Source organism: Streptomyces sp. NBC_01689, from assembly GCF_036250675.1.
Taxonomy (GTDB): domain Bacteria; phylum Actinomycetota; class Actinomycetes; order Streptomycetales; family Streptomycetaceae; genus Streptomyces.
The window spans coordinates 6828472-6848591 of sequence record NZ_CP109592.1 but is presented as its reverse complement, the minus strand read 5'-3'; the positions used below and the strand labels follow the sequence as shown (position 1 = coordinate 6848591).

The following is a 20120-nucleotide window of genomic DNA, read 5'->3' as shown; positions in this document are numbered from 1 at the left end:
CAACGGACTCACCTTAGGGCCTGGTCCGCCCCGGCCTGAGCTGCAGCGCCAGCATCGCGACGTCGTCCTCCCGGTCCTGCCCGAAGCGGTCCAGGAGCATGTCGCACAGGGGGCGCACCCCGGGCGCGGCGTCGGCGACGGCCGCGCGCAGGCCCTCCATGGAGACCGCGAGGTCGGTGCCACGGGTCTCGATCAGGCCGTCGGTGACGACGAGCAGCCGGTCCGAGGGCTCCAGGAACAGTTCGGTGGGCGTGGGCCGGTTCACGACGAGGCCGAGGCCGAGCAGCGGCCCGTGGGCCTTCGCGTAGTCGGCGCCGCCCGCACCGCGCACGATCAGCGGCGGGATGTGGCCGGCGTTGGCGATGCGCACGCGCCCGGTGTCCGGCTCGACCAGGATCAGGCAGACGGTCGCGGTGACCTCGGGGTGGTAGCGCTGGAGCATCCGGTCGAGCCGCTCGGCGAGGACGGCCGGATCGCTGTCGTCGACGCAGTAGGCGCGCAGGGCGTGCCGGATCTCCACCATCACGGTGGCCGCTTCCAGGGAGTGGCCGACGACGTCACCGACCGCGGCGAGGACGCCGTCGCCGACGCGCAGTGCCGCGTAGAAGTCGCCGCCGATCTCGGCCTGCCGGGAGGCGGGTTCGTAGCGGACCGCGATGTCGACGCCGGGCAGGTCGGGCAGCTTGTCCGGCTCGGGCAGGAAGCTGCGCTGCAGGGTGAGCGCGACATGGCGCTCGACCTGGTACATCAGCAGCGGCTCGGCGGCGAGCGCGGTGGCCTGCGCGAGCCGTGCCACCCCGGCCTCGTCGGCGGGGCTCTGGGGGCGGGAGTCGCGCACCGGCGTCGCGAGGCACACCGGCGCCTTGCCGCCCTGGGCCAGCACCAGCCGGGCGTCGTCCTGCACACCGGGCCGGAAGAACCCGGCGGGCCACAGCGGCGCGTGGACGACGGTGCGGTGCACGACGGCCCGGTCCGCCCCGAGCCTGCCGATCAGCTGGGTCACGGCGTCGTGCGCGGCGCGGTCGGGCAGCGCGAGGCCGATCCGCTCCGGGGACATCCCGCGGTACAGCTCACCCTCCGGGCCGAGGACGAACACGGCGGCCGGCAGACCGGTGAGCCGGGCGGTGCCCTCGGCGGCCGCGTCGACGAGTTCGTCGAGGCTGCGCGCGGCCTGGACGGTGACGATCGTCTCGGACAGCAGCGTCAGCCGCCGTATCAGCGCCTGGTCCTCCGACCGCAGCCGGGCCGCGCGCACCACGGACCGTACGGCGGTCCGGATCTCCTCCGGCTCGGCGGGTGTCGACAGGCAGGCCTCGGCGCCGGAGTCCAGGCTGCGGCGGTGGTCGCCGCCGGGCGGGCGGGCGGCGGAGAGGTGCACCACGGGCAGCGCGGCCAGGACGTGGTGCGCCTTGAGCCGGCGGCAGAGTTCGAAGCCGGTCATGTCCCGCAGCCGTACGTCGACGAGGAGCACGTCCGGCAGGGTGCCCTCGCGCAGCCGGGTGTCGAGTTCGCGCAGCGCGTCCGCGGCGGTGGCGACGGACACGGCCTCGTGGCCGGCGCCGCGCAGCAGCGTGCTCATGGCGTGCCGGTCCTCCGGCACGCCGCCGACGACCAGCACGGTGGTCGTCCCGTTCCTTCTGCTGTTGCCGTCCAACTGGAAGCCTCGGGCACGCCGGTGGGGCGGACCGGGTGTCCGGTCCGCCCCACCAAGGTAATGCCCTTGTCAGGGTGTTCGGGAGAAGACGGCCACAGTCCGTGCCGGAACGCTGAAGGTTCCCGTCCCGCTCGTGTACGCGGCGGACTTGACGACGGGGTCGGCGCCCGCCCGCTGCACCGGGTGCAGTGCGTAGCGCGTCCCGGACAGGGCGGCGATCCGCTGTTCCTGGCGCCGGGGCGTCGCGTTGAGGACGACGACGAGGTCACCGAGCCTCATCGTGATCACCCCCGGTGTCTCGTCCTTCCCCGACAGCGGGAAGGAGAGCCGCGACTGGACCTGGGCGGCCGTGGAGAGCGAGAAGACCTTCTCGCCCGTACGGATCCGCTGGAGGTCCTGGAAGGCGGCCGAGGTGCCGTCGATCTGCTCGCAGCCCACGCTCACGGAGGTGAGCAGCGGCTTGGCGAACGGCCACTTCGAGGAGTTGTCCGCGGCCGTCGGCAGTCCGCGCCCGAATCCGTTGCCGTCCCGGCAGTTCCAGTGGATGGCGTTGAACCAGTCGCCGCTGTCGAAGGAGTTGCGGTCCAGGGACTTGGAGCGCAGCAGGTCGGAGCCGGCCTGGGAGAGGGACGGGCCCTGCGAGAGGGTGGCCGTCGCCATCGCGAGGACCTGCATCCGGGCCCGGTCGGCGGCGCTGGTCGTCGCGGGCAGCTTGTACGTCAGCGCGTCGTACAGCGACTCGTTGTCGTGCGCGTCGGCGTAGGCGAGCGCGTCGCCGGGCGCGGCCGCGTAGCCGGCGGGCCGGCCGTTGTAGTCGATCTCGGAGCCCTTGACCTCCTTGCCGTCGGTGTCGGTGAAGCGGTAGGCCGCCAGATTGCCGGTCAGGCCGACCTTGATGAGGTCCTGGTAGTGCAGCAGGCGGGCCTTCTGCTCGGCCGGGGTGCCGTTGGCGGTGGAGGAGTTGGGGTCGGTGTACAGGCCCGAGGCGAAGCCCTGGACGCCGGGGTCGGAGTCGAAGGGGCTGCCGCCGCGGACGGCGTCACGGGCCCGGTCGGAGAAGGTCGCGACGCCCGTGCCGGCCATGTTCTCCTGGGTGGCCTGGACGAACCGGGCGTCGTCGGCGACCTCGCCGAAGTTCCAGCCCTCGCCGTACAGGATGATCTTCTTGCCGTCCACGCCGTCCTTCGCAGGGGTCAGCCCGTCGAGGGCCTTCCTGACCGCGAGGATGTTGGCCTTGGGCTGGTGTCCCATGAGGTCGAAGCGGAAGCCGTCGACCTTGTACTCCTTGGCCCAGGTGACGATCGAGTCGACGACCAGCTTGCCCATCATGGCGTTCTCGGTCGCCGTGTTGGAGCAGCAGGTGGAGTTGGCGACACTGCCGTCGGCGAGGAGCCGCTGGTAGTAGCCGGGGACGATCTTGTCGAGGACGCTGGTGTCGGCCTGGCCGCTCGCGGCGGTGTGGTTGTAGACCACGTCCATGACGACCCTGAGGCCGTCCTCGTTGAGCGACTTGACCATCTTGCGGAACTCGACCGTGCGGCCGGTGCCGTTCGGGTCGGTGGCGTAGGAGCCCTCGGGGACCGTGTAGTGGTACGGGTCGTAGCCCCAGTTGTAGGCGTCCTTGGCGGCGGTCTTCGCCACGCACTCCTGCTGCTTCTCGGAGTCGGCGGCGTAGGAGGCGAGGTCGCAGTCGGTGCTCTGCCGGTCCGCCTTCTTCTCGGGGATGGTGGCGATGTCGAACGCGGGCAGCAGATGCACGTACGAGGTGCCGGACTTCGCCAGCGCCTTCAGGTGCCGGGAGCCGTCGCTGTTCTTGTCGGTGAAGGCGAGGTAGGTGCCCTGGTCCTTGGCGGGCACGGTCTTGTCGGCCACCGAGAAGTCCCGGACGTGCAGTTCCTGGATCTGCGCGTCCTTCAGCGGTACGGCCGCGGGCTTCTTGAGCGAGGACCAGCCGGACGGGGCGAGGGACCTGGCGTCCAGGTCGACGACCAGGCTGCGCTCCGAGTTCGCCGTCAGCGCCACCGAGTACGGGTCGGTCACCTTGTTGGTGACGATCTTCCGGACGCTCGGCGCCCACACCTTCACGACGTAGCGGTAGGGCTTGCCCGTCCAGGACTTCTTTCCGGTGACGGACCAGACACCGGTGGCGCCGTCGCGCTTCATGGCGACGGTGGAGCCGCCGAGGTCGAGGCTCACCGACTGCGCGGTCGGGGCCCACACCGAGAGGGTGGGGGCACCCTGGTGGAAGACCGGTCCGAGGTGCGCCTTCGTCGCCGGGTACAGGTCGTCGAGGACTCCGGCGGTCTGCACGCCGGTCGCCGCGAGCACGGCGCCGTTGGCGGCCCGCTGGGAGGCGACGAGCTGGCCGTCGAGGGCGGAGCGCACCCGGGCGCGGTCGCGCGGGTCGACGGACCAGGCGGTGTACGCCTTCAGGTGCGGGTACTTGGCCTTCTGGGCGTCGGTGAGGGTGGTCTTCGCAAGCCGCAGCCAGCGCTCGTCGTCGCTGGTCAGCCCGCCGTCCTTGACGGCGATCGAGCCGTCGTGGGAGGAGAGGAGCTGGGTGGAGACGGCGGCGTCGGAGCCGTTCCAGGCGACGGTGTAGCGGTCGATCCAGATCGCCTTGGACGTGGTCAGGTCGAGCGCGGCCGCGCTGCCCTTGGGCTGCGGCAGCAGGTACTTCTCCTGGCCGTTCAGCAGCCACACCTCGTGGCCGTTCGCTGTCAGGTCCAGCGACTGGTCGGTGGGCAGGTCCTTGTCGTCGCCCTTGTGCAGGATGTAGCTGAGGCTGGTCGCGCCCTCGGCGAGCGGCACCTCGAACACGGCGCCGTAGGCGTCGGTCCGCACCGGCTCCAGGGGCTTCGTCCAGTCCGTGGGCGTCGCGGCCCCGGTCCAGGTGTGCAGGCCCCAGCCGGTGTAGTCGCCGTCGGCGCGGTGGTAGCGGAGGACCGCCTTGGTCCTGTCCTGGGCGGGCAGGTCGGGCTGCTCGGTCAGGACGGTGTCCTTGCCCTGTTCGACCCAGACCTCGCCGGTCCTGGTGACGTCGATCGTGCGGTCGCTCGCGACGTCCTTGTTGCCGTCCTTGTCGATGACCAGGAAGCCCACGCTGGAGGCTCCGGGCTTCAGCTTCACGTAGGCGAAGGCACCGTAGGCGTCGCGGCCGACGAAGTCGTGCCCGGCGGGCCAGGTCGTGCCCTCGCCGTCGGCGATGTCGCCCCAGGCGTACAGGCGCCAGTCGGTGTAGTCGCCGTCGGCGCGCTTGTAGTGGACGACCGCGTAGTCGCGCGAGGAGGCCGCGGGGGTCTCCGGGGCGGGCGCGGCGCCGGTGGTGGACCCGGCCGTCGCGCTCGCGGTGCGTCCGGCCGAATCGACGACGACGGCCTTGTAGCGCAGGGCCGTTCCGGCCGGTACGTCCTTGCCGATGGCCTGGGTGACCTTGTACGGGGCGTGGTCGGCGGAGCCGAGGGTGCGCCAGGTGCCGTTGCCCACCTGGGCCGCGAAGACGACCCGGTCGAGCTGTCCGCCGGTGACGTCGGCGCCGAGTTCGACGGTGCCGGTGGCGCCCGCGGCGGGGGCCTTCAGCGTCAGCGTGGGCCTGGTCGCGGGGGCGGCGAGCCGGCCCGCGGCCTTGAGGACGACGGAGGAACCGGCCGGGACGGTGACGGTGACCTTCTTGTCCCCGTCGCTCTTCACCGAGTCCGAGGTTCCGTACACGGCCCGGAAGTCCATGTTCGCCGAGCCGGTGGCGAAGGTGGCCGACTTGGCCTCGTCCGCGTTGTTCACGGCGACCACGTACTCGGTGCCGGTCCTCGCGTCCGTGCGGGAGAAGGCGTAGACGCCGGCGCCGTCCGCGGCGTACCGCTCGGTCTGGACTCCGTCGGCGAGGGCCGGGTTGTCCTTGCGCAGCTCGGAGAGAGCGCTGATCGTCCTGTAGAGCGGGGCGTCCGTGTCGTAGGCGTCGCTCGCGTGGGTGCGGTCGGTGCCGATCTCGTCGTCGTCGAGGTAGTCGGCGACCTTGGAGGCGAACATGGTCTGGCGGGCGTCCTTGTCGCCACCGGAGCCGGTGAAGCCCTGCTCGTCGCCGTAGTAGACGACGGGGTTGCCGCGGCTGAGGAACATCAGCTCGTTGGCGAGCCGGTCCTTCTTCAGCAGTTCCGCGTCGGTCGCCTTCGGGTTGTCCTGGTCCAGGAAGTACCCGATGCGGCCCATGTCGTGGTTGCCGAGGAAGGTGACCTGTTCGTACGCGTTGGCCTTGTCGGTCGTGTACTTGTAGTCGTCGCCGAAGACTCCGGCCAGCTTCCGCGCGCTGCCGCCCTGCGAAGCGTAGGAGCGGGCCGCGTCCTGGAACGGGAAGTCGAGGGTGGCGTCGAGACGGCCCTGGGTGACGTACGGCGAGGTGATCGACGTGTCGGCGGAGTAGACCTCACCGAACATGAAGAAGTTCCTGCGGCCGTGCGCGGCGGCGTACTTGTCCAGCGCGGTCGCCCACTGCGTCCAGAACTCCATGTTCACGTGCTTGACGGTGTCGATCCGGAAGCCGTCGACGCCGAAGTCCTTCACCCAGCGCTGGTAGATCTTCTCCATGCCGCTGACGACCTCGGGACGCTCGGTCCACAGGTCGTCGAGGCCGGAGAAGTCGCCGTAGGTGGCGGACTCGCCCGCGTAGGTGGAGTCGCCGCGGTTGGAGTACATGGTCGTGTCGTTGAGCCACGACGGGACCTTGGCGTTCTTCTTCGCGGCCGGGACCGTCGGCGTGCGGGGGAAGGAGCCGGCGTCCACCGACGGGAACTTCCTGGTGCCGTCCGCGTAGTCCGCGTCGTCGAACGGCCTGCCGTCCTCGGTCAGGTACGGGAAGGCGCCCTTGGAGAGGTAGCCGTAGGACTTCTCCTGGTAGTCGACGACGTCGGCGGTGTGGTTGGTGATGACGTCGAAGAAGACCTTCATGCCCTTGGCGTGGGCCCGGGAGATGAGCGTCTCCAGGTCCTTGTTCGTGCCGAAGTGGGGGTCGACGCGGGTGAAGTCGGTGATCCAGTAACCGTGGTAGCCGGCCGACGCGTCCGCGCCGGTCCCCTGCACGGGCTGGTTCTTGAAGATCGGTGCCATCCAGATGGCGGTGGTGCCGAGGCCCTTGATGTAGTCGAGCCTCTTCGTCAGGCCCTTGAGGTCACCGCCCTGGTAGAACCCCTTGTCGGTGGGGTCGTATCCGGTAGAAAGGCGTGAACCGGTCAGCCCGCCCCGGTCGTTGGCCGTGTCGCCGTTGGCGAAACGGTCCGGCATGACGAAGTAGAACTGCTCGCGGGTGTCGTCGTGCCGGGCCGGCGCCGCGGCCAGCCGGGCGTCCGACGGGGGTGCGGGCGGGGTCTCGGCCCGCGCCGCGAGGGGCTGCGCGAGCGATACGGCGAGCGCGGCGGCGAGCACGGCCGCGCGCAGCCTGGAACGGCCGGGGCGGCGCGCCGGCCCTCTCGGTATCAGGTCCACCGGTGTGAACTCCTAGCGATTACGGCGCATATGGGTCCGACCCCGCGCTGCGTTCCGGCTCCGGTGCCGAACGCCCGCGTGACCGTATCGCTCACGCAAGGTTTACAGCAAGAGTCTTGCAAGGTGCGGAAAGGCTTTTCAGCAGCTGGACTTGCCCGCGTAGACGGCCAGTGCCGTGTTGGCGCCCAGCGTGGCGGTGAACTGGCCCGAACCGTTCACCGTGACCGCGGTGTTGTTCTGCACGTTGCAGTAGGTGCCCGCCGCGAGGGACGTCTGGTACGTCCGGCTGAGCGAGGACGTCTCGTGGTTGATGGCGACGAAGCCCTTGCTGCCGCGGCCGAACGCGATGGCGTCGTTGCCGTCGTCCCACCAGTTGCTCAGCGCCTGGCCCCGGGTGGCGTTGCGGAAGGCCACCATCGACTTGATCTCGGGCCAGGCGTGCTGGCACTTCCAGCCGTCCTGCCAGCAGGCGTTGACGGTCCCGCCGTTGGGTGGACCGGCGTCCGCGTCGGACCACTCGTAGCCGGAGTTGATGTCCGGGGCGCCGTACGGGTAGGCCAGCATGAAGACGTTGGCGAGCGTGTAGTTCGCGCCGTCCTTGTAGTTCAGGGTCGAGCCGTTGCGCTCGGTGTCGTGGTTGTCGACGAAGACGCCCGCGACGGAGCTGTTCAGATAGCCCCAGCCCTCGCCGTAGTTCTTCAGGTAGGCCAGGTTCTCGTTGTTGAAGACCCGCTTGAGGTCGTAGGCGTACCGGAACTCCTGGACGTCCCCGTTGCCCGTGTACTCGGTGGGCTGGACCGCCTCGCCGGAACCGTAGATGACCTCCTGCTTCCAGTACACGGACGGATTGCTGAGCCGGGACTTGATGTTGGCGAGGTCGGCCGCCGGGATGTGCTTGGCCGCGTCGATGCGGAAGCCGTCGACGCCGTATCCGAGCAGGGTGTTCAGATAGCCGGCGATGGTCTTGCGGACGTACTCCTCGCCGGTGTCCAGGTCGGCGAGACCGACGAGTTCGCAGTTCTGCACGTTGGCGCGGTTGGTGTAGTCGCTGATCGCCGCGGTGCAGTCGTCCATGTCGAACGAGGAGTACAGGCCCGGGTAGTTGTACTTCGTGTACGAGGAGCCGCCGGTCCCGGTGCCGGAACCGGCCGACATGTGGTTGATCACCGAGTCCGTGACGACCTTCACCCCGGCCGCGTGACAGGCGCCGACCATGTTCCGGAAGGCGGTGGCGTCGCCCAGCCGGCCGGCGATCCGGTAGCTCACGGGCTGGTACGAGGTCCACCACTGCGGGCCCTGTATGTGCTCGGCGGGCGGGGACACCTGGACGTAGCCGTAGCCGGCCGGGCCCAGCGTGTTGGTGCACTCCTTGGCCACGGAGTCGAATTTCCACTCGAACAGGACGGCGGTGACGTCCTTGGTTCCGGGCGGGGACGCCTGCGCGGTGCCGGTGGGCAGGACCACCGAGGCCGCCATGCCCGCGGCGAGCGCGAGCGCGGTGGCAAGAGTTCTCTTGGCCATGTCATCTCCTGCACGTCGTTGTGCGGTGGGGGTGTGCGGGTGACCGGGGCTCCGGGGTGCAAGTGGGGGGCCCTGGAAGGAAGTTGCCCAGTGAATCAGTCGGGCGTGTGCCGGAACGTATCCCTTGCCGCCAAGTTTCAGCAAGATGTCGTAAGAGATTTCAGCGGGTAAAAAAGCGGTGCCCCAGTCCAGAGGGACCGGGGCACCGCTCAGCCGTGGTGGCGGGAGGGTCAGGCTGCCCACCACACGGTCGTGTCGGCGGACAGCGTCGCCTCGCCGTCCGGGGACAGGGTCACCTCGCCGCTCGCGACGAGGATCCTGCCGTACGCGGGAACGGTCACGGAGCCGCTCCCGGTGTTCGCGGTGCAGACGAACGCGCCCCGGCGGAAGGCCAGTACGCCGTCCGGGGCGTCCAGCCAGTCGACGGTGTCGCCCGCGCCGAGGTCGGACCGCTCGCGCCGCACGGCGAGCGCGTCGCGGTACAGCTCCAGCGTGGAGCCGGCCACCCCGGTCTGTGCCTCGATGCTCAGCTCCGCCCACTCGGCGGGCTGCGGAAGCCAGCTGCCGCCGCTGCCGAAGCCGTACGAGGAACCCGTCCGGGTCCACGGGATCGGCACCCGGCACCCGTCACGGAACCCGTCCTGTCCGGCGCCCCGGAAGTAGGCGGGGTCCTGGCGCACCTCGTCGGGCAGGTCGACGACGTCGGGCAGGCCGAGCTCCTCGCCCTGGTAGAGGTAGGCGGAGCCGGGCAGCGCCAGCATCAGCAGGGTCGCCGCGCGGGCCCGGCGCAGCCCGAGCTCCCGGTCGCCCGCGGTGCGGATCTGCGTGCCGAGGCCGGGCTCGTTGGCGAACCGGGTGGCGTGCCGGGTCACGTCGTGGTTGGACAGCACCCAGGTGGAGGGGGCGCCGACCGGGCGCATCGCGTCGAGCGTGCGGTCGATCACGGAGCGCAGCTCGGCCGCGTGCCAGTGGGTGCCCAGGTACTGGAAGTTGAAGGCCTGGTGCAGTTCGTCGGGCCGGACGTAGTTCGCGGTCCGCTCGATGGTCGGCGTCCACGCCTCGGCGACGAAGATGCGCTCGCCGGAGTACTCGTCGAGGATCGTGCGCCACTGCCGGTAGACCTCGTGCACACCGTCCTGGTCGAAGAACGGCATGACATCGTTGCCCAGCAGCTTCAGCTGGTCGTGGTCGCCCAGGTCCGGCAGCCCCTCGGCCTTCACCAGTCCGTGCGCGACGTCGATCCGGAAGCCGTCGACGCCCATGTCGAGCCAGAACCGCAGGATCGAGCGGAACTCGTCGCCGACGGCGGGGTGTTCCCAGTTGAAGTCGGGCTGCTCGGGCGCGAAGAGGTGCAGGTACCACTCACCGGGGGTGCCGTCCGGCTCGGTGACCCGGGTCCAGGCCGGCCCGCCGAAGATGGACTCCCAGTCGTTGGGGGGCAGTTCGCCGTCCGCGCCCTTGCCGGGGCGGAAGTGGTAGCGGTCCCGCAGGTCGGAGCCGGGTCCCTCGCGCAGGGCGCGCTTGAACCACTCGTGCTGGTCGGAGGAGTGGTTGGGCACCAGGTCGACGATGATCCGCAGGCCGAGGCCGTGGGCGTCGCGGATGAGGGCGTCGGCGTCCAGGAGGCTGCCGAACATGGGGTCGACGGCGCGGTAGTCCGCCACGTCGTATCCGGCGTCGGCCTGCGGCGAGGCGTAGAAGGGGCTGAGCCACACGGCGTCCACCCCGAGGTCGCGCAGATACGGGAGTCGGGAACGTACGCCCTCCAGGTCGCCCATGCCGTCGCCGTTGCTGTCGGCGAAGCTGCGCGGATAGACCTGGTAGATCACCGCGTCGCGCCACCAGTCGCGACGGTCGGCGACGGTGGCGAGGGCGGAGTTCGGGGCCTGGTCGGCGGAGTGCTGGCTCATGGCGTCCTTGATGCGGTGGGGGTCCCCCCGCCCGGGTGGAACCGGGCGTGGGAGAGGAGTTCGAGGTGGGGTCTCCCCCTCCGCCCGGGCGTGGCCCGGGTCGCGGGGGGATGCGTCGTCGGGGTGGCGGAACGAGGCGGCCGCGGTGCCGGCGGGGTCGGATGGACACCGCGGCCGCCACCCGCGCGTGATGAGCGCGCGGGAGTCTGGGGCCCTCCCGGGCGGGTCAGCCCTTCGTGCCGCCGGCGGTGAGTCCGGTGACCAGGTTCTTCTGCACGAGGTAGAAGAACGCCGAGACGGGTATCGCGATCAGCACCGCCGTGGCGGCCATCAGGTTGCGCTGCGCGTCGTGCTCGCTGACGAAGCTCTGCAGGCCGACCGCGAAGGTGTACTTCGAGTCGTCGAGCATGAACGTGGAGGCGAAGGCGACCTCGCCGAAGGCGGTGATGAAGTTGTAGAACGCGGCGACCGCGAGGCCCGGCTTGGCGAGCGGCAGGATCAGCCGGAAGAAGGTGCCGAAGGGGCTCAGCCCGTCGACGCGTCCGGCCTCGTCGATCTCGAACGGGATGGTGTCGAAGTAGCCCTTGAGCAGCCAGGCGCTGTAGGGCACCGCCGTCGAGCAGTAGACGAGGACCAGTCCGAGGTAGCTGTCGATGAGCTGGAGGTCCGAGAGGATCTCGTACATCGGCACGATGAGCACGGCGATCGGGAACATCTGGGTGACCAGCAGGACCCACATGAACTTCCGGTAGCCGGGGAAGCGCATGCGGGACACCGCGTAGCCGGTGGTCGCGGCGACCAGCACACCGATGACCGTGGTGCCGAGCGAGACGATGAGCGAGCTCTTCATCCACTCGAAGAAGTTCGTGTGCTGGAGCACGAAGGTGTAGTTGTCGAAGGTCATCTTCGACCAGATGCGCCCGGGGTGGAGGTAGTCGTCCTTGTCCGGGCCGAGGGACAGGAAGACCAGCCAGGCGATCGGGAACAGCGCGATCAGGCTCGCGACGATCAGGATGCCGTGCGAAGTGAGCGAGCCGAGGAGCCCGCGCTGCCCGCGCCGGCGGGGCCTCGCGGCCGGCTCTCCGTGCGCGGGGACCTGGTCGGCCGGAGACGTCCGAAGGGTGGTGGTACTCATGGAGACTCCCGCCTCAGATCGCGAGCTGCTGGTCATTGCGGTTCAGCCAGCGGCGGTAGAAGGAGGTGAAGACGATCAGGATGGCCAGCAGCAGCATGCCGTAGGCGGCCGACTGCGCGAAGTCGCGCGGCTGCTGTCCGAAGCCGAGGTAGTAGGCCCAGGTGACGAGGATCTGCGCGTCCGGGGCGGTGTTGCCGAACAGCAGGAAGATCACGGCGAACTGGTTGAACGTCCAGATGATGCCGAGCAGGACGACGGTGGAGCTGACCGACCTGAGGCCCGGCAGGGTGACGTAGCGGAACCGCTGCCAGGCGTTCGCGCCGTCCATCTCCGCGGCCTCGTACAGCGTGGCGTCGATGGACTGCAGGCCGCCGAGGAGCGAGACCATCATGAAGGGCACACCGCACCAGGTGTTGACCATGATCGCCGCGAACCGCTGCCAGAAGGTGTCCTCCAGCCACAGCGGCGTCGGCAGGTGCACCGCGTCGAGCATGGAGTTGATGATGCCGCCGTCCGCGAGCATGAAGCGCCAGCCGAAGACGGTGACGAACGTCGGCACGGCCCAGGGCAGCACCAGGAGCAGCCGGTAGAAGGTCCGGCCGCGCATCTTCTGGTCGAGCAGCAGGGCGAGACCGAGACCGATGCAGTAGTGCAGGGCGACGCACAGGGCCGTCCACACGATGGTCCAGATGAAGTGCGACCAGAAGCGGTCGTACGACGTCGGGCCCCACAGGATGTCCTTGTAGTTGTCGAGACCGATGAACTTGTAGGTGGCGTCGATGTGGTTGACGCCGATCGTGCGGGCCGAGTTGAGGCTGTTGGCGTCCGTGAGCGTCAGGTAGAGGCCCCGCACCAGCGGATACAGCACCAGTCCGCCGAGCACGACGACCACCGGGGCGATCATCGCGTACGCGTACCAGTACTTCTGGTACCCGCGCTTGAGACGCTGGAGCGGACCGGGGCGGGACCCGCGGTCACCGACACGCTTTCCGGTCGCTCGGTCGATGGCGACTGTCATGGTTCGACACCTTCTGGAAGATCAGGGTTGGGGCCGTGCTCACGCCGGTGGCCGTCGGGTCCCCTCCCGTCCCCCGGGGCGCGGGAGGGGACCCGACGGCCACACGGACTCACTTGCTGAAGTCCGGGACCAGCTTGGCGATCGCAAGTTCGACGTTGCTCAGGCCCTTGTCCAGGGACTCCTTGCCACCCGCGATCTTCGGCAGCTCGGTGTCGAGCGGGCCCCACAGCGAGCTGTACTCGGGCAGCGCGGGCCGCGGCTGGGCGGCGGCGAGCACCGTCTGGTAGCCGGCGATGCCCGGGTCGGCCTTGACCTCGGTGGTGTACGCGTCGTCACGGGTGGGCAGCGTGGAGTTCTTGAGCGCGATCGTCGACTGCGAGGCGGCCGAGGTCATGAACTTCACGAACTTCAGCGACGCCGCCTGGTGGGCCTTGTCGGACCCGGCGTAGACGGAGAGGTTGTGGCCGCCGGTCGGGGCGCCCGCCTTGCCGGTGGAGCCGGCCGGGACGGTGGCGATACCGAGGTTGGTCTTGTCGGTGAAGGCCGAGCCCTTGTAGAAGTTCGTGATCTCCCAGGGGCCCTGGACGATCGAGGCGACCTTGCCGTTGACGAACGCGTCCTGGATGTGGGCGTAGGCGTCGGCGGTGGTGTCGGCCTTGTGCAGTCCCTTGCCGGAGAACAGGCCCTGCCAGGTCCCGTACGCCTTCTGCGCGGCGGCCGAGTTCACGGTGATCTTCTTCGCGGCGGCGTCGACGGTGTCGGTGCCCTCGCCGTAGAGGAACGACTGCGCGTAGTAGGCCTGGGTCGAGCCCCAGTAGCCGTCGACACCCGTCTTCTGCTTGATCGTGGCGGCGTCCTTCTTCAGGTCGTCCCACGTCTTGGGCGCCTCGGCGATGCCGGCCTTCTTGTACAGCGCCTTGTTGTAGACGAGCGCGAGGGTGTCGGTCACCAGCGGGACACCGTACGTCTTGCCGTCGAACTTGGCCTGCTCGATCAGGCTGGGCTGGAACTTGGCCTGGTCCGCGAGGGCCTCGGTGCCGTCCAGCGGCAGGAAGAAGCCCTTCTTGGCGAACGCGGGGGTCCAGCCGACCTCCGAGCGCAGGATGTCCGGGGCGCCCTTGGAACCGGCGGCCGTGTCGAACTTGTTCTGCGCCTGGTCGAACGGGACGTTGACGTACTTGACCTTGATGTCCGGGTTGGCCTTCTCGAACTGCTGGGCCAGTGCCTTGTACGTCGGCGCCTCATTGGTGGCGTTGGAGGTGTCCCACCAGGTGATGGTGGTGGGGCCGTCCGACTTGTCGCTGCCGCTGTCACTGCCGCCGCAGGCCGTCGCCGCGAGGGCGAGGGACGCCACCAGCGCGGTGGCCGCTATGCCACGCCGCATGAGATCTCCTTGAGGGTGAAAGCCCGAGTGGGTGGGGAAGGCGGTCCCGCCCGCTTCCCTTGCCGACTTGCCGACTGCGCCGTTGCGTCCGCCGGGCGACGTGAACGTAACAGCGTTGTAAGCGGCGCGAAAGACCTTGCAGCAAAAAAGTGCAAGAGCTGCCGAGAGTTATCCGCCCGTGACCCGGCGGCGATGGTACGGAGACCCTTGTCCGAGGCCGCTCAACAGGGAACCGGGCCACTGTGCAAGACTCTGCAAGCTCTTGCCATACCCGCCCGGTGCGGGGATCATCGGCCCGTCAGCGCCTTGCAGGAGCCACCCCTTCCCGCGGCGCACGTCCGGGACGCCGAGCCGACCAGAACACGAGGGAGCGCGATGACGCAGCAGCCCGGAGCGGGCCGATCAACCGCCCGCACACGGCGTCTGGTTGGTGTGCAGGGCGAGAACCGGCAGGTACAGTCCCATCCCGTGACCACACGGCTTGCCGACATCGCAGCCCAGGCGGGGGTCAGTGAGGCGACGGTCAGCCGCGTCCTGAACGGGAAGCCCGGAGTCGCCGCGACCACCCGCCAGTCCGTCCTGGCCGCTCTCGACGTGCTCGGCTACGAACGCCCGGTCCGGCTGCGGCAGCGCAGCGAGGGCCTGGTGGGGCTGATCACCCCCGAGCTGGAGAACCCGATATTCCCCGCGCTGGCGCAGGTCATCGGGCAGGCGCTGACCCGCCAGGGATACACCCCGGTGCTCGCGACCCAGACGCCGGGCGGCTCGACCGAGGACGAGCTGACGGAGATGCTGGTCGACCGGGGGGTCGCCGGCATCATCTTCGTCTCCGGACTGCACGCGGACACCTCGGCGGACATGCAGCGCTACGAGCAGCTGCGCGCCCAGGGGGTCCCCTTCGTGCTGGTCGACGGGTTCTCGCCGAAGGTGCAGGCGCCGTTCATCTCGCCCGACGACCGCGCCGCCATGGACCTGGCGGTGACGCATCTGGCCTCACTCGGCCACACCCGCATCGGCCTCGCCCTCGGCCCGAAGCGGTTCGTGCCGGTGCAGCGCAAGATCGAGGGCTTCGTACGGACGATGCAGGAGCAGCTGGGTCTGGCCGCCGCCGACGTCGAGGAGCGACTGGTCCAGCACTCCCTGTACACCCTGGAGGGCGGGCAGGCCGCGGCCGCCGCGCTCATCGACCGGGACTGCACGGCGGTCGTGTGCGCCAGCGACATGATGGCCCTCGGGGCGATACGGGCGGCGCGCGGCCGCGGCCTGGAGGTGCCCAAGGACATATCCGTCGTGGGCTTCGACGACTCGCCGCTGATCGCCTTCACCGACCCGCCCCTGACGACGATCCGCAAGCCGGTGCCGGCCATGGGGCAGGCGGCGGTGCGGACGCTGCTGGAGGAGATCGGCGGGACTCCGGCACCGCACAGTGAGTTCGTGTTCATGCCGGAACTGGTGGTGCGGGGGTCAACCGCTTCGGCTCCCGGGGACCGAAATCGTCCCTGAGGGGGATTCCCCCCACCACTCGTAGCGGTCCGTCCGGCGTAGAACGTGCGGCCGGGACCCGACCAGGGGATGATCGGTCGGGGAACGCTTTTCTGGCAGACTTTGTGCCTATGGGTGAGACAACCGTGACGACACTGGAAGGCCAGGACCGGGCCGCTCCACGCCCCGTCGCGGAGGACCGTGCGGGAGAGGGTTTCCTGCATCGTCTGCGGACTCCGCGCCGCCCCCGCTTCTGGTTCGAGATCCTGCTCATCGCGGCGAGTTACTGGACGTACTCGCTGATCCGCAACGCCGTGCCCGAGCAGCGCGGCAAGGCGCTGCGCAACGCCGACTGGATCTGGCGTACGGAGCACCATCTCGGGATCGCGGTCGAGCAGTCGGTCAACCACGCCGTCAACTCGGCGACATGGCTGATCATCGGGATGAACTACTACTACGCGACGCTGCACTTCGTGGTGACGCTGACCGTGCTGGTCTGGCTCTACCGCAGCCATCCGGGCCGCTACGCGGCGGCCCGCCTCGCCCTGTTCGCGACGACGGCGGTGGCCCTGGTCGGCTACTACTTCTTCCCGCTCGCCCCGCCCCGTCTGATGACCGGCAGCCACTTCGTGGACACGGTCGTCGTCCACCACACCTGGGGCTCGATGGCCTCCGGCGACCTCAAGCACATGTCGAACCAGTACGCCGCGATGCCCTCGATGCACATCGGCTGGTCCCTGTGGTGCGGCCTGACGGTCTTCGCCCTGGCCTCGGCCCCGTGGGCCCGCGTCCTGGGCCTCCTCTACCCGGCGGCCACCCTGCTGGTCATCGTCTCCACCGCCAACCACTTCTGGCTGGACGCGGTGGGCGGCATGCTCTGCCTGGCCTTCGGCTGCACCCTGGCCCGCCTCTGGTACGGCGCCCTCCCCCACGCCCTCCCCCGCCGAGTCCCCGAAACACACCCCACCCCACCCCTCCCCCCACTCCCTTCCAAACCCTGAGCCCCCACCCGCACCCGGCGACGCACCCGGGCCCCCCGGAGCCGCCCCCCGGCGATGCACGCGAGGCCCCCCGGAGCCAGACCCTCCCACCCCCTCGACGCCGAACGCGAGGGGGTGGGTCGGTACGTCGAGCCCGTCGCTTACGCCCGGATCGAGCAGCGGCTCCCCGTCCACCCACGCCTGATCCAGCGGCGACGGGCTCGACGTACCGGCCCGCCCCCGCCCCACCACGACCCGCACCCGGCACCCCGCCCGGCCCCCCACCACCCAGCCCAGTCCCGCGCCGCCCCGCGCCGCCCCGCCCCGCCCCGCCCCGGCCCGCCCCGGCCCGGCCGCGCAGCCCTACCCCGCCCCAGCCACCGCCGTCACGCCCCGTAGAACAACTCGTCCACCACGGCCCGAGCCCGCCGAGTCGTCCGCCGGTAGTCGTCGAGCATGTCGCCCACATGACCGGGCCCGTACCCCAAGTACCTGCCCACGGCCGCCAGTTCCCGCCCGTCGGACGGAAACGTGTCCCCGGCCCGCCCCCGCACCAGCATCACCGCGTTACGCACCCGCGTCGCCAGCACCCACGCCTCGTCGAGGATCGCCGCGTCCTCCCCCGACACCAGCTCCGCCGCACACGCGGCCGCCAGCGCCTCCCGCGTCCGCGTGGTCCGCAGCCCCGGTTCGTCCCACCCGTGCCGCAACTGGAACAGCTGCACCGTCCACTCCACGTCGGACAGCCCGCCCCGCCCCAGTTTGGTGTGCAGCGTCGGATCCGCCCCGCGAGGCATCCGCTCCGACTCCATCCGGGCCTTCAGCCGCCGTATCTCCCGTACGGCGTCCTCGCCCAGCCCCTCCGCCGGGTACCGCAGCGGATCGACCAGCTCGATGAACCGGCGCCCCAGATCCTCGTCCCCGGCCACGAACTCGGCCCGCAGCAGTGCCTGCGACTCCCACACCAGCGACCACCGCCGGTAGTACGCCTCGTACGACTTCAGCGACCGTACGAGCGGCCCGGTCTTCCCCTCGGGCCGCAGATCCGCGTCGATCAGCAGGGGCGGATCCGCGCTGGGGACCTGGAGCAGCCTGCGCATCTCGGCCACCACGGCGTTGGCCGCCCGGGACGCCTCGTGCTCGTCCACCCCCTCCCGGGGCTCGTGCACGAACAGCACGTCCGCGTCGGAGCCGTAGCCCAGCTCGTGTCCCCCGAACCGTCCCATCGCGATGACCGCGAACCGGGTGGGCAGGGTGTCCCCCCACCCGTCCCGGACGACGGCCCGCAGGGTCCCCGCGAGCGTCGCCGCGGTGAGATCGGACACCGCGCCGCCGACCTGGTCGACGAGGGCGCCCTGGTCGGCGACGACGGGCGTCTCCTCGGTCCCGTAGGAGGCGACGATGTCGGCGGCGGCGGTACGGAAGAGCTCCCGTCGCCGCACGCCGCGCGCGGCGGTGACCGCCTGTTCTCCGCCGACGGCCCGCCCCACCGCCGAGAGCACCTCCTGTTCCAGATGTGCCCGGGCGCGCGGTTCCAGCCCGCCGCCGTCCCCGTCACCGAGCAGCGCGACCGCCTCCGGGGCGCGCATCAGCAGGTCGGGGGCGAGCCGTCCCGCGGACAGCACGCGTGCGAGGTTCTCGGCCGCGGCGCCCTCGTCCCTCAACAGGCGCAGGTACCAAGGGGTCTTGCCCAGCGCGTCGGAGACCTTGCGGAAGTTGAGCAGGCCGGCGTCGGGTTCGGCGGAGTCCGCGAACCATCCCAACAGCACCGGCAGCAGGGTCCGTTGGATGGCGGCCTTGCGCGAGACGCCGGAGGCCAGCGCCTCCAGGTGCCGCAGCGCGGCGGCCGGGTCGGCGTATCCGAGCGCGACGAGCCGTTCCCGGGCCGCGTCGGCGCTCAGCCGGGCCTCGCCGGTGGCGAGTTGGGCGACGGCGTCGAGCAGCGGCCGGTAGAAGAGCTTCTCGTGCAGCCGTCGCACCACGGCCCGGTGCCGCTTCCACTCCCGCTTCAGCTCGACGACCGGATCGCCGCGCAGTCCCAGCGACCGTCCGATGCGCCGCAGATCGGCGCTGTCCTCCGGGACCAGATGGGTCCGCCGCAGCCGGAACAGCTGTATGCGGTGCTCCATCAGTCGCAGGAACCGGTAGGAGTCGTCGAGCTGGACGGCGTCGGCGCGCCCCACGTACCCGCCGGCGGCCAGTGCCTTCAGGGCGTCGAGGGTGGTGCCGCTGCGCAGCGTGGAGTCCGCCCGGCCGTGCACCAACTGCAGGAGCTGAACGGCGAATTCGACGTCCCGCAGCCCTCCGGGGCCGAGCTTCAGCTCCCGGTCGACCTCGGCGACGGGGATGTTCTCGACCACCCGGCGCCGCATCTTCTGCACGTCGGCCACGAAGTTCTCGCGCTCGGCGGCGTGCCAGACGAGCGGCGCGAGCGTGGCCACGTACTCGGTGCCGAGCTCGATGTCACCGGCGACCGGGCGGGCCTTGAGCAGGGCCTGGAACTCCCAGGTCTTGGCCCATCGCTGGTAGTAGGCGAGGTGGCTGCTGAGCGTGCGGACCAGCGGCCCGTTGCGTCCCTCGGGCCGCAGGTTGGCGTCGACGGGCCAGATGCTGCCCTCGACGGTCGTCTCGGAGCAGATCCGCATCATGTGGGCGGCGAGCCGGGTGGCGGCCTGGACCGCCTTGCCCTCGTCGGCCCCGCCGGCCGCCTCCCCCACGAAGATCACGTCGACGTCGGAGACGTAGTTGAGCTCGTGTCCGCCGCACTTGCCCATGGCGACGACGGCGAGCCGGCACAGCGCGGCGTCGGCCGGTGCCGCGTCGCAGGCGATGGCGAGGGCGGCGCGCAGGGTCGCGGTGGCGAGGTCGGCGAGTTCGGCGGCGGTCTGGGCGAGGTCGGTGGTGCCGCACACGTCCCGGGCGGCGATGGACAGCAGGCAGCGCCGGTAGGCGACACGCAGCGAGACCGGGTCGTGGGCCTCCGCGAGACAGCGCTCGAACTCGGCCACTCCGGGATGCAGGTCCTGCGGCTCGTAGGTGACGAGTTCCCGCCAGTCGCCCGGGTGCCGGGCGAGGTGGTCGGCGAGGGCGGCGGAGGCGCCCAGCACGCCGAGCAGCCGGTCGCGCAGCGGTTTGGCGGCCACGAGGGTGTCGAGGAGTTCGCGTTCGGCCGTGTGGTGGCCCTGCGCCTCGACCAGCCGGACCAGTCCGAGCAGCGCGAGATCCGGGTCGGCGGTCCTGCCGAGCGCGTCCAGGAGCACCGGGTCGGCCCTGATGGGCGCGAGCTGGTCGCTCTCCAGGAGCCGCTCGGCCGCCGAGGGATCGGTGAAACCGTGCCGCAGCAGCCGTGTGAAGGTGCTGCTCCTGCGCCCCGGCGCCGTCATCCCCGGCCTCCCTCGGATCGAAGTCGCACCGCCGGTCCGGCCTGTGCCGCACGGCCGGTCCGATCAAGGTCGTACGAGCCCGAGCCTAACCGGAGCGGCGTGCGGAAGCGCCGGGGCGTGCGCGGCGGGGAGCCGCGGCCGTCGTGGCGGAGGGCCGCCGGGCCCCTGAGGACCCGCG

General features: G+C 70.6%; 10 protein-coding genes. 2 read left to right on the top strand and 8 right to left on the bottom strand.

The genetic code is table 11. From position 1 onward, the window contains the following. Positions 1–13 precede the first annotated feature (13 nt). The 7 genes from OG776_RS29210 to OG776_RS29180 form a co-directional block, all read right to left on the bottom strand. Positions 14–1654, bottom strand: a complete 1641-nt coding sequence (locus tag OG776_RS29210; protein WP_329322784.1) for a fused response regulator/phosphatase — start codon at positions 1652–1654, stop codon at positions 14–16. A 69-nt stretch (positions 1655–1723) separates the two neighbouring features. After that, on the bottom strand, positions 1724–7123 hold the full coding sequence (pulA, locus tag OG776_RS29205; RefSeq protein ID WP_443077384.1) for a pullulanase-type alpha-1,6-glucosidase: 5400 nt from the start codon (positions 7121–7123) through the stop codon (positions 1724–1726). 144 nt (positions 7124–7267) lie between these two features. Continuing rightward, complete coding sequence (locus OG776_RS29200; RefSeq protein WP_148013681.1) at positions 7268–8650, bottom strand: alpha-amylase; 1383 nt, start codon at positions 8648–8650, stop codon at positions 7268–7270. Between the two features lie 230 nt (positions 8651–8880). Beyond that, on the bottom strand, positions 8881–10560 hold the full coding sequence (locus tag OG776_RS29195) for a glycoside hydrolase family 13 protein (protein ID WP_148013682.1): 1680 nt from the start codon (positions 10558–10560) through the stop codon (positions 8881–8883). Positions 10561–10786: 226 nt separating this feature from the next. After that, positions 10787–11695 (bottom strand): sugar ABC transporter permease, encoded by a 909-nt coding sequence (locus OG776_RS29190; RefSeq protein WP_148013683.1) that lies wholly within the window; start codon positions 11693–11695, stop codon positions 10787–10789. Positions 11696–11708: 13 nt separating this feature from the next. Continuing rightward, positions 11709–12713, bottom strand: a complete 1005-nt coding sequence (locus OG776_RS29185; RefSeq protein WP_148013684.1) for a carbohydrate ABC transporter permease — start codon at positions 12711–12713, stop codon at positions 11709–11711. Between the two features lie 109 nt (positions 12714–12822). Beyond that, a complete protein-coding gene (locus tag OG776_RS29180; RefSeq protein WP_148013685.1) occupies positions 12823–14097 on the bottom strand; it encodes an extracellular solute-binding protein in 1275 nt (424 codons plus the stop codon). Positions 14098–14565: 468 nt separating this feature from the next. On the opposite strand from OG776_RS29180, the gene OG776_RS29175 reads away from it, so the two are divergent. Together OG776_RS29175 and OG776_RS29170 are read left to right on the top strand one after the other, a co-directional pair. Continuing rightward, positions 14566–15600 carry a LacI family DNA-binding transcriptional regulator gene (locus tag OG776_RS29175; protein ID WP_261994970.1) on the top strand — a complete coding sequence of 345 codons (1035 nt, stop codon included), beginning with the start codon at positions 14566–14568 and terminating at the stop codon, positions 15598–15600. A 110-nt stretch (positions 15601–15710) separates the two neighbouring features. After that, the gene (locus tag OG776_RS29170) at positions 15711–16580 is read left to right on the top strand and encodes a phosphatase PAP2 family protein (protein ID WP_329322782.1); all 870 of its coding nucleotides are present in this window, start codon (positions 15711–15713) and stop codon (positions 16578–16580) included. A gap of 365 nt (positions 16581–16945) precedes the next feature. Here OG776_RS29170 and OG776_RS29165 read toward each other — a convergent pair whose 3' ends face one another. Next, positions 16946–19942, bottom strand: coding sequence for a bifunctional [glutamine synthetase] adenylyltransferase/[glutamine synthetase]-adenylyl-L-tyrosine phosphorylase (locus tag OG776_RS29165; protein WP_329322781.1), 2997 nt, complete (start codon positions 19940–19942; stop codon positions 16946–16948). Between the last annotated feature and the right edge of the window lie 178 nt (positions 19943–20120).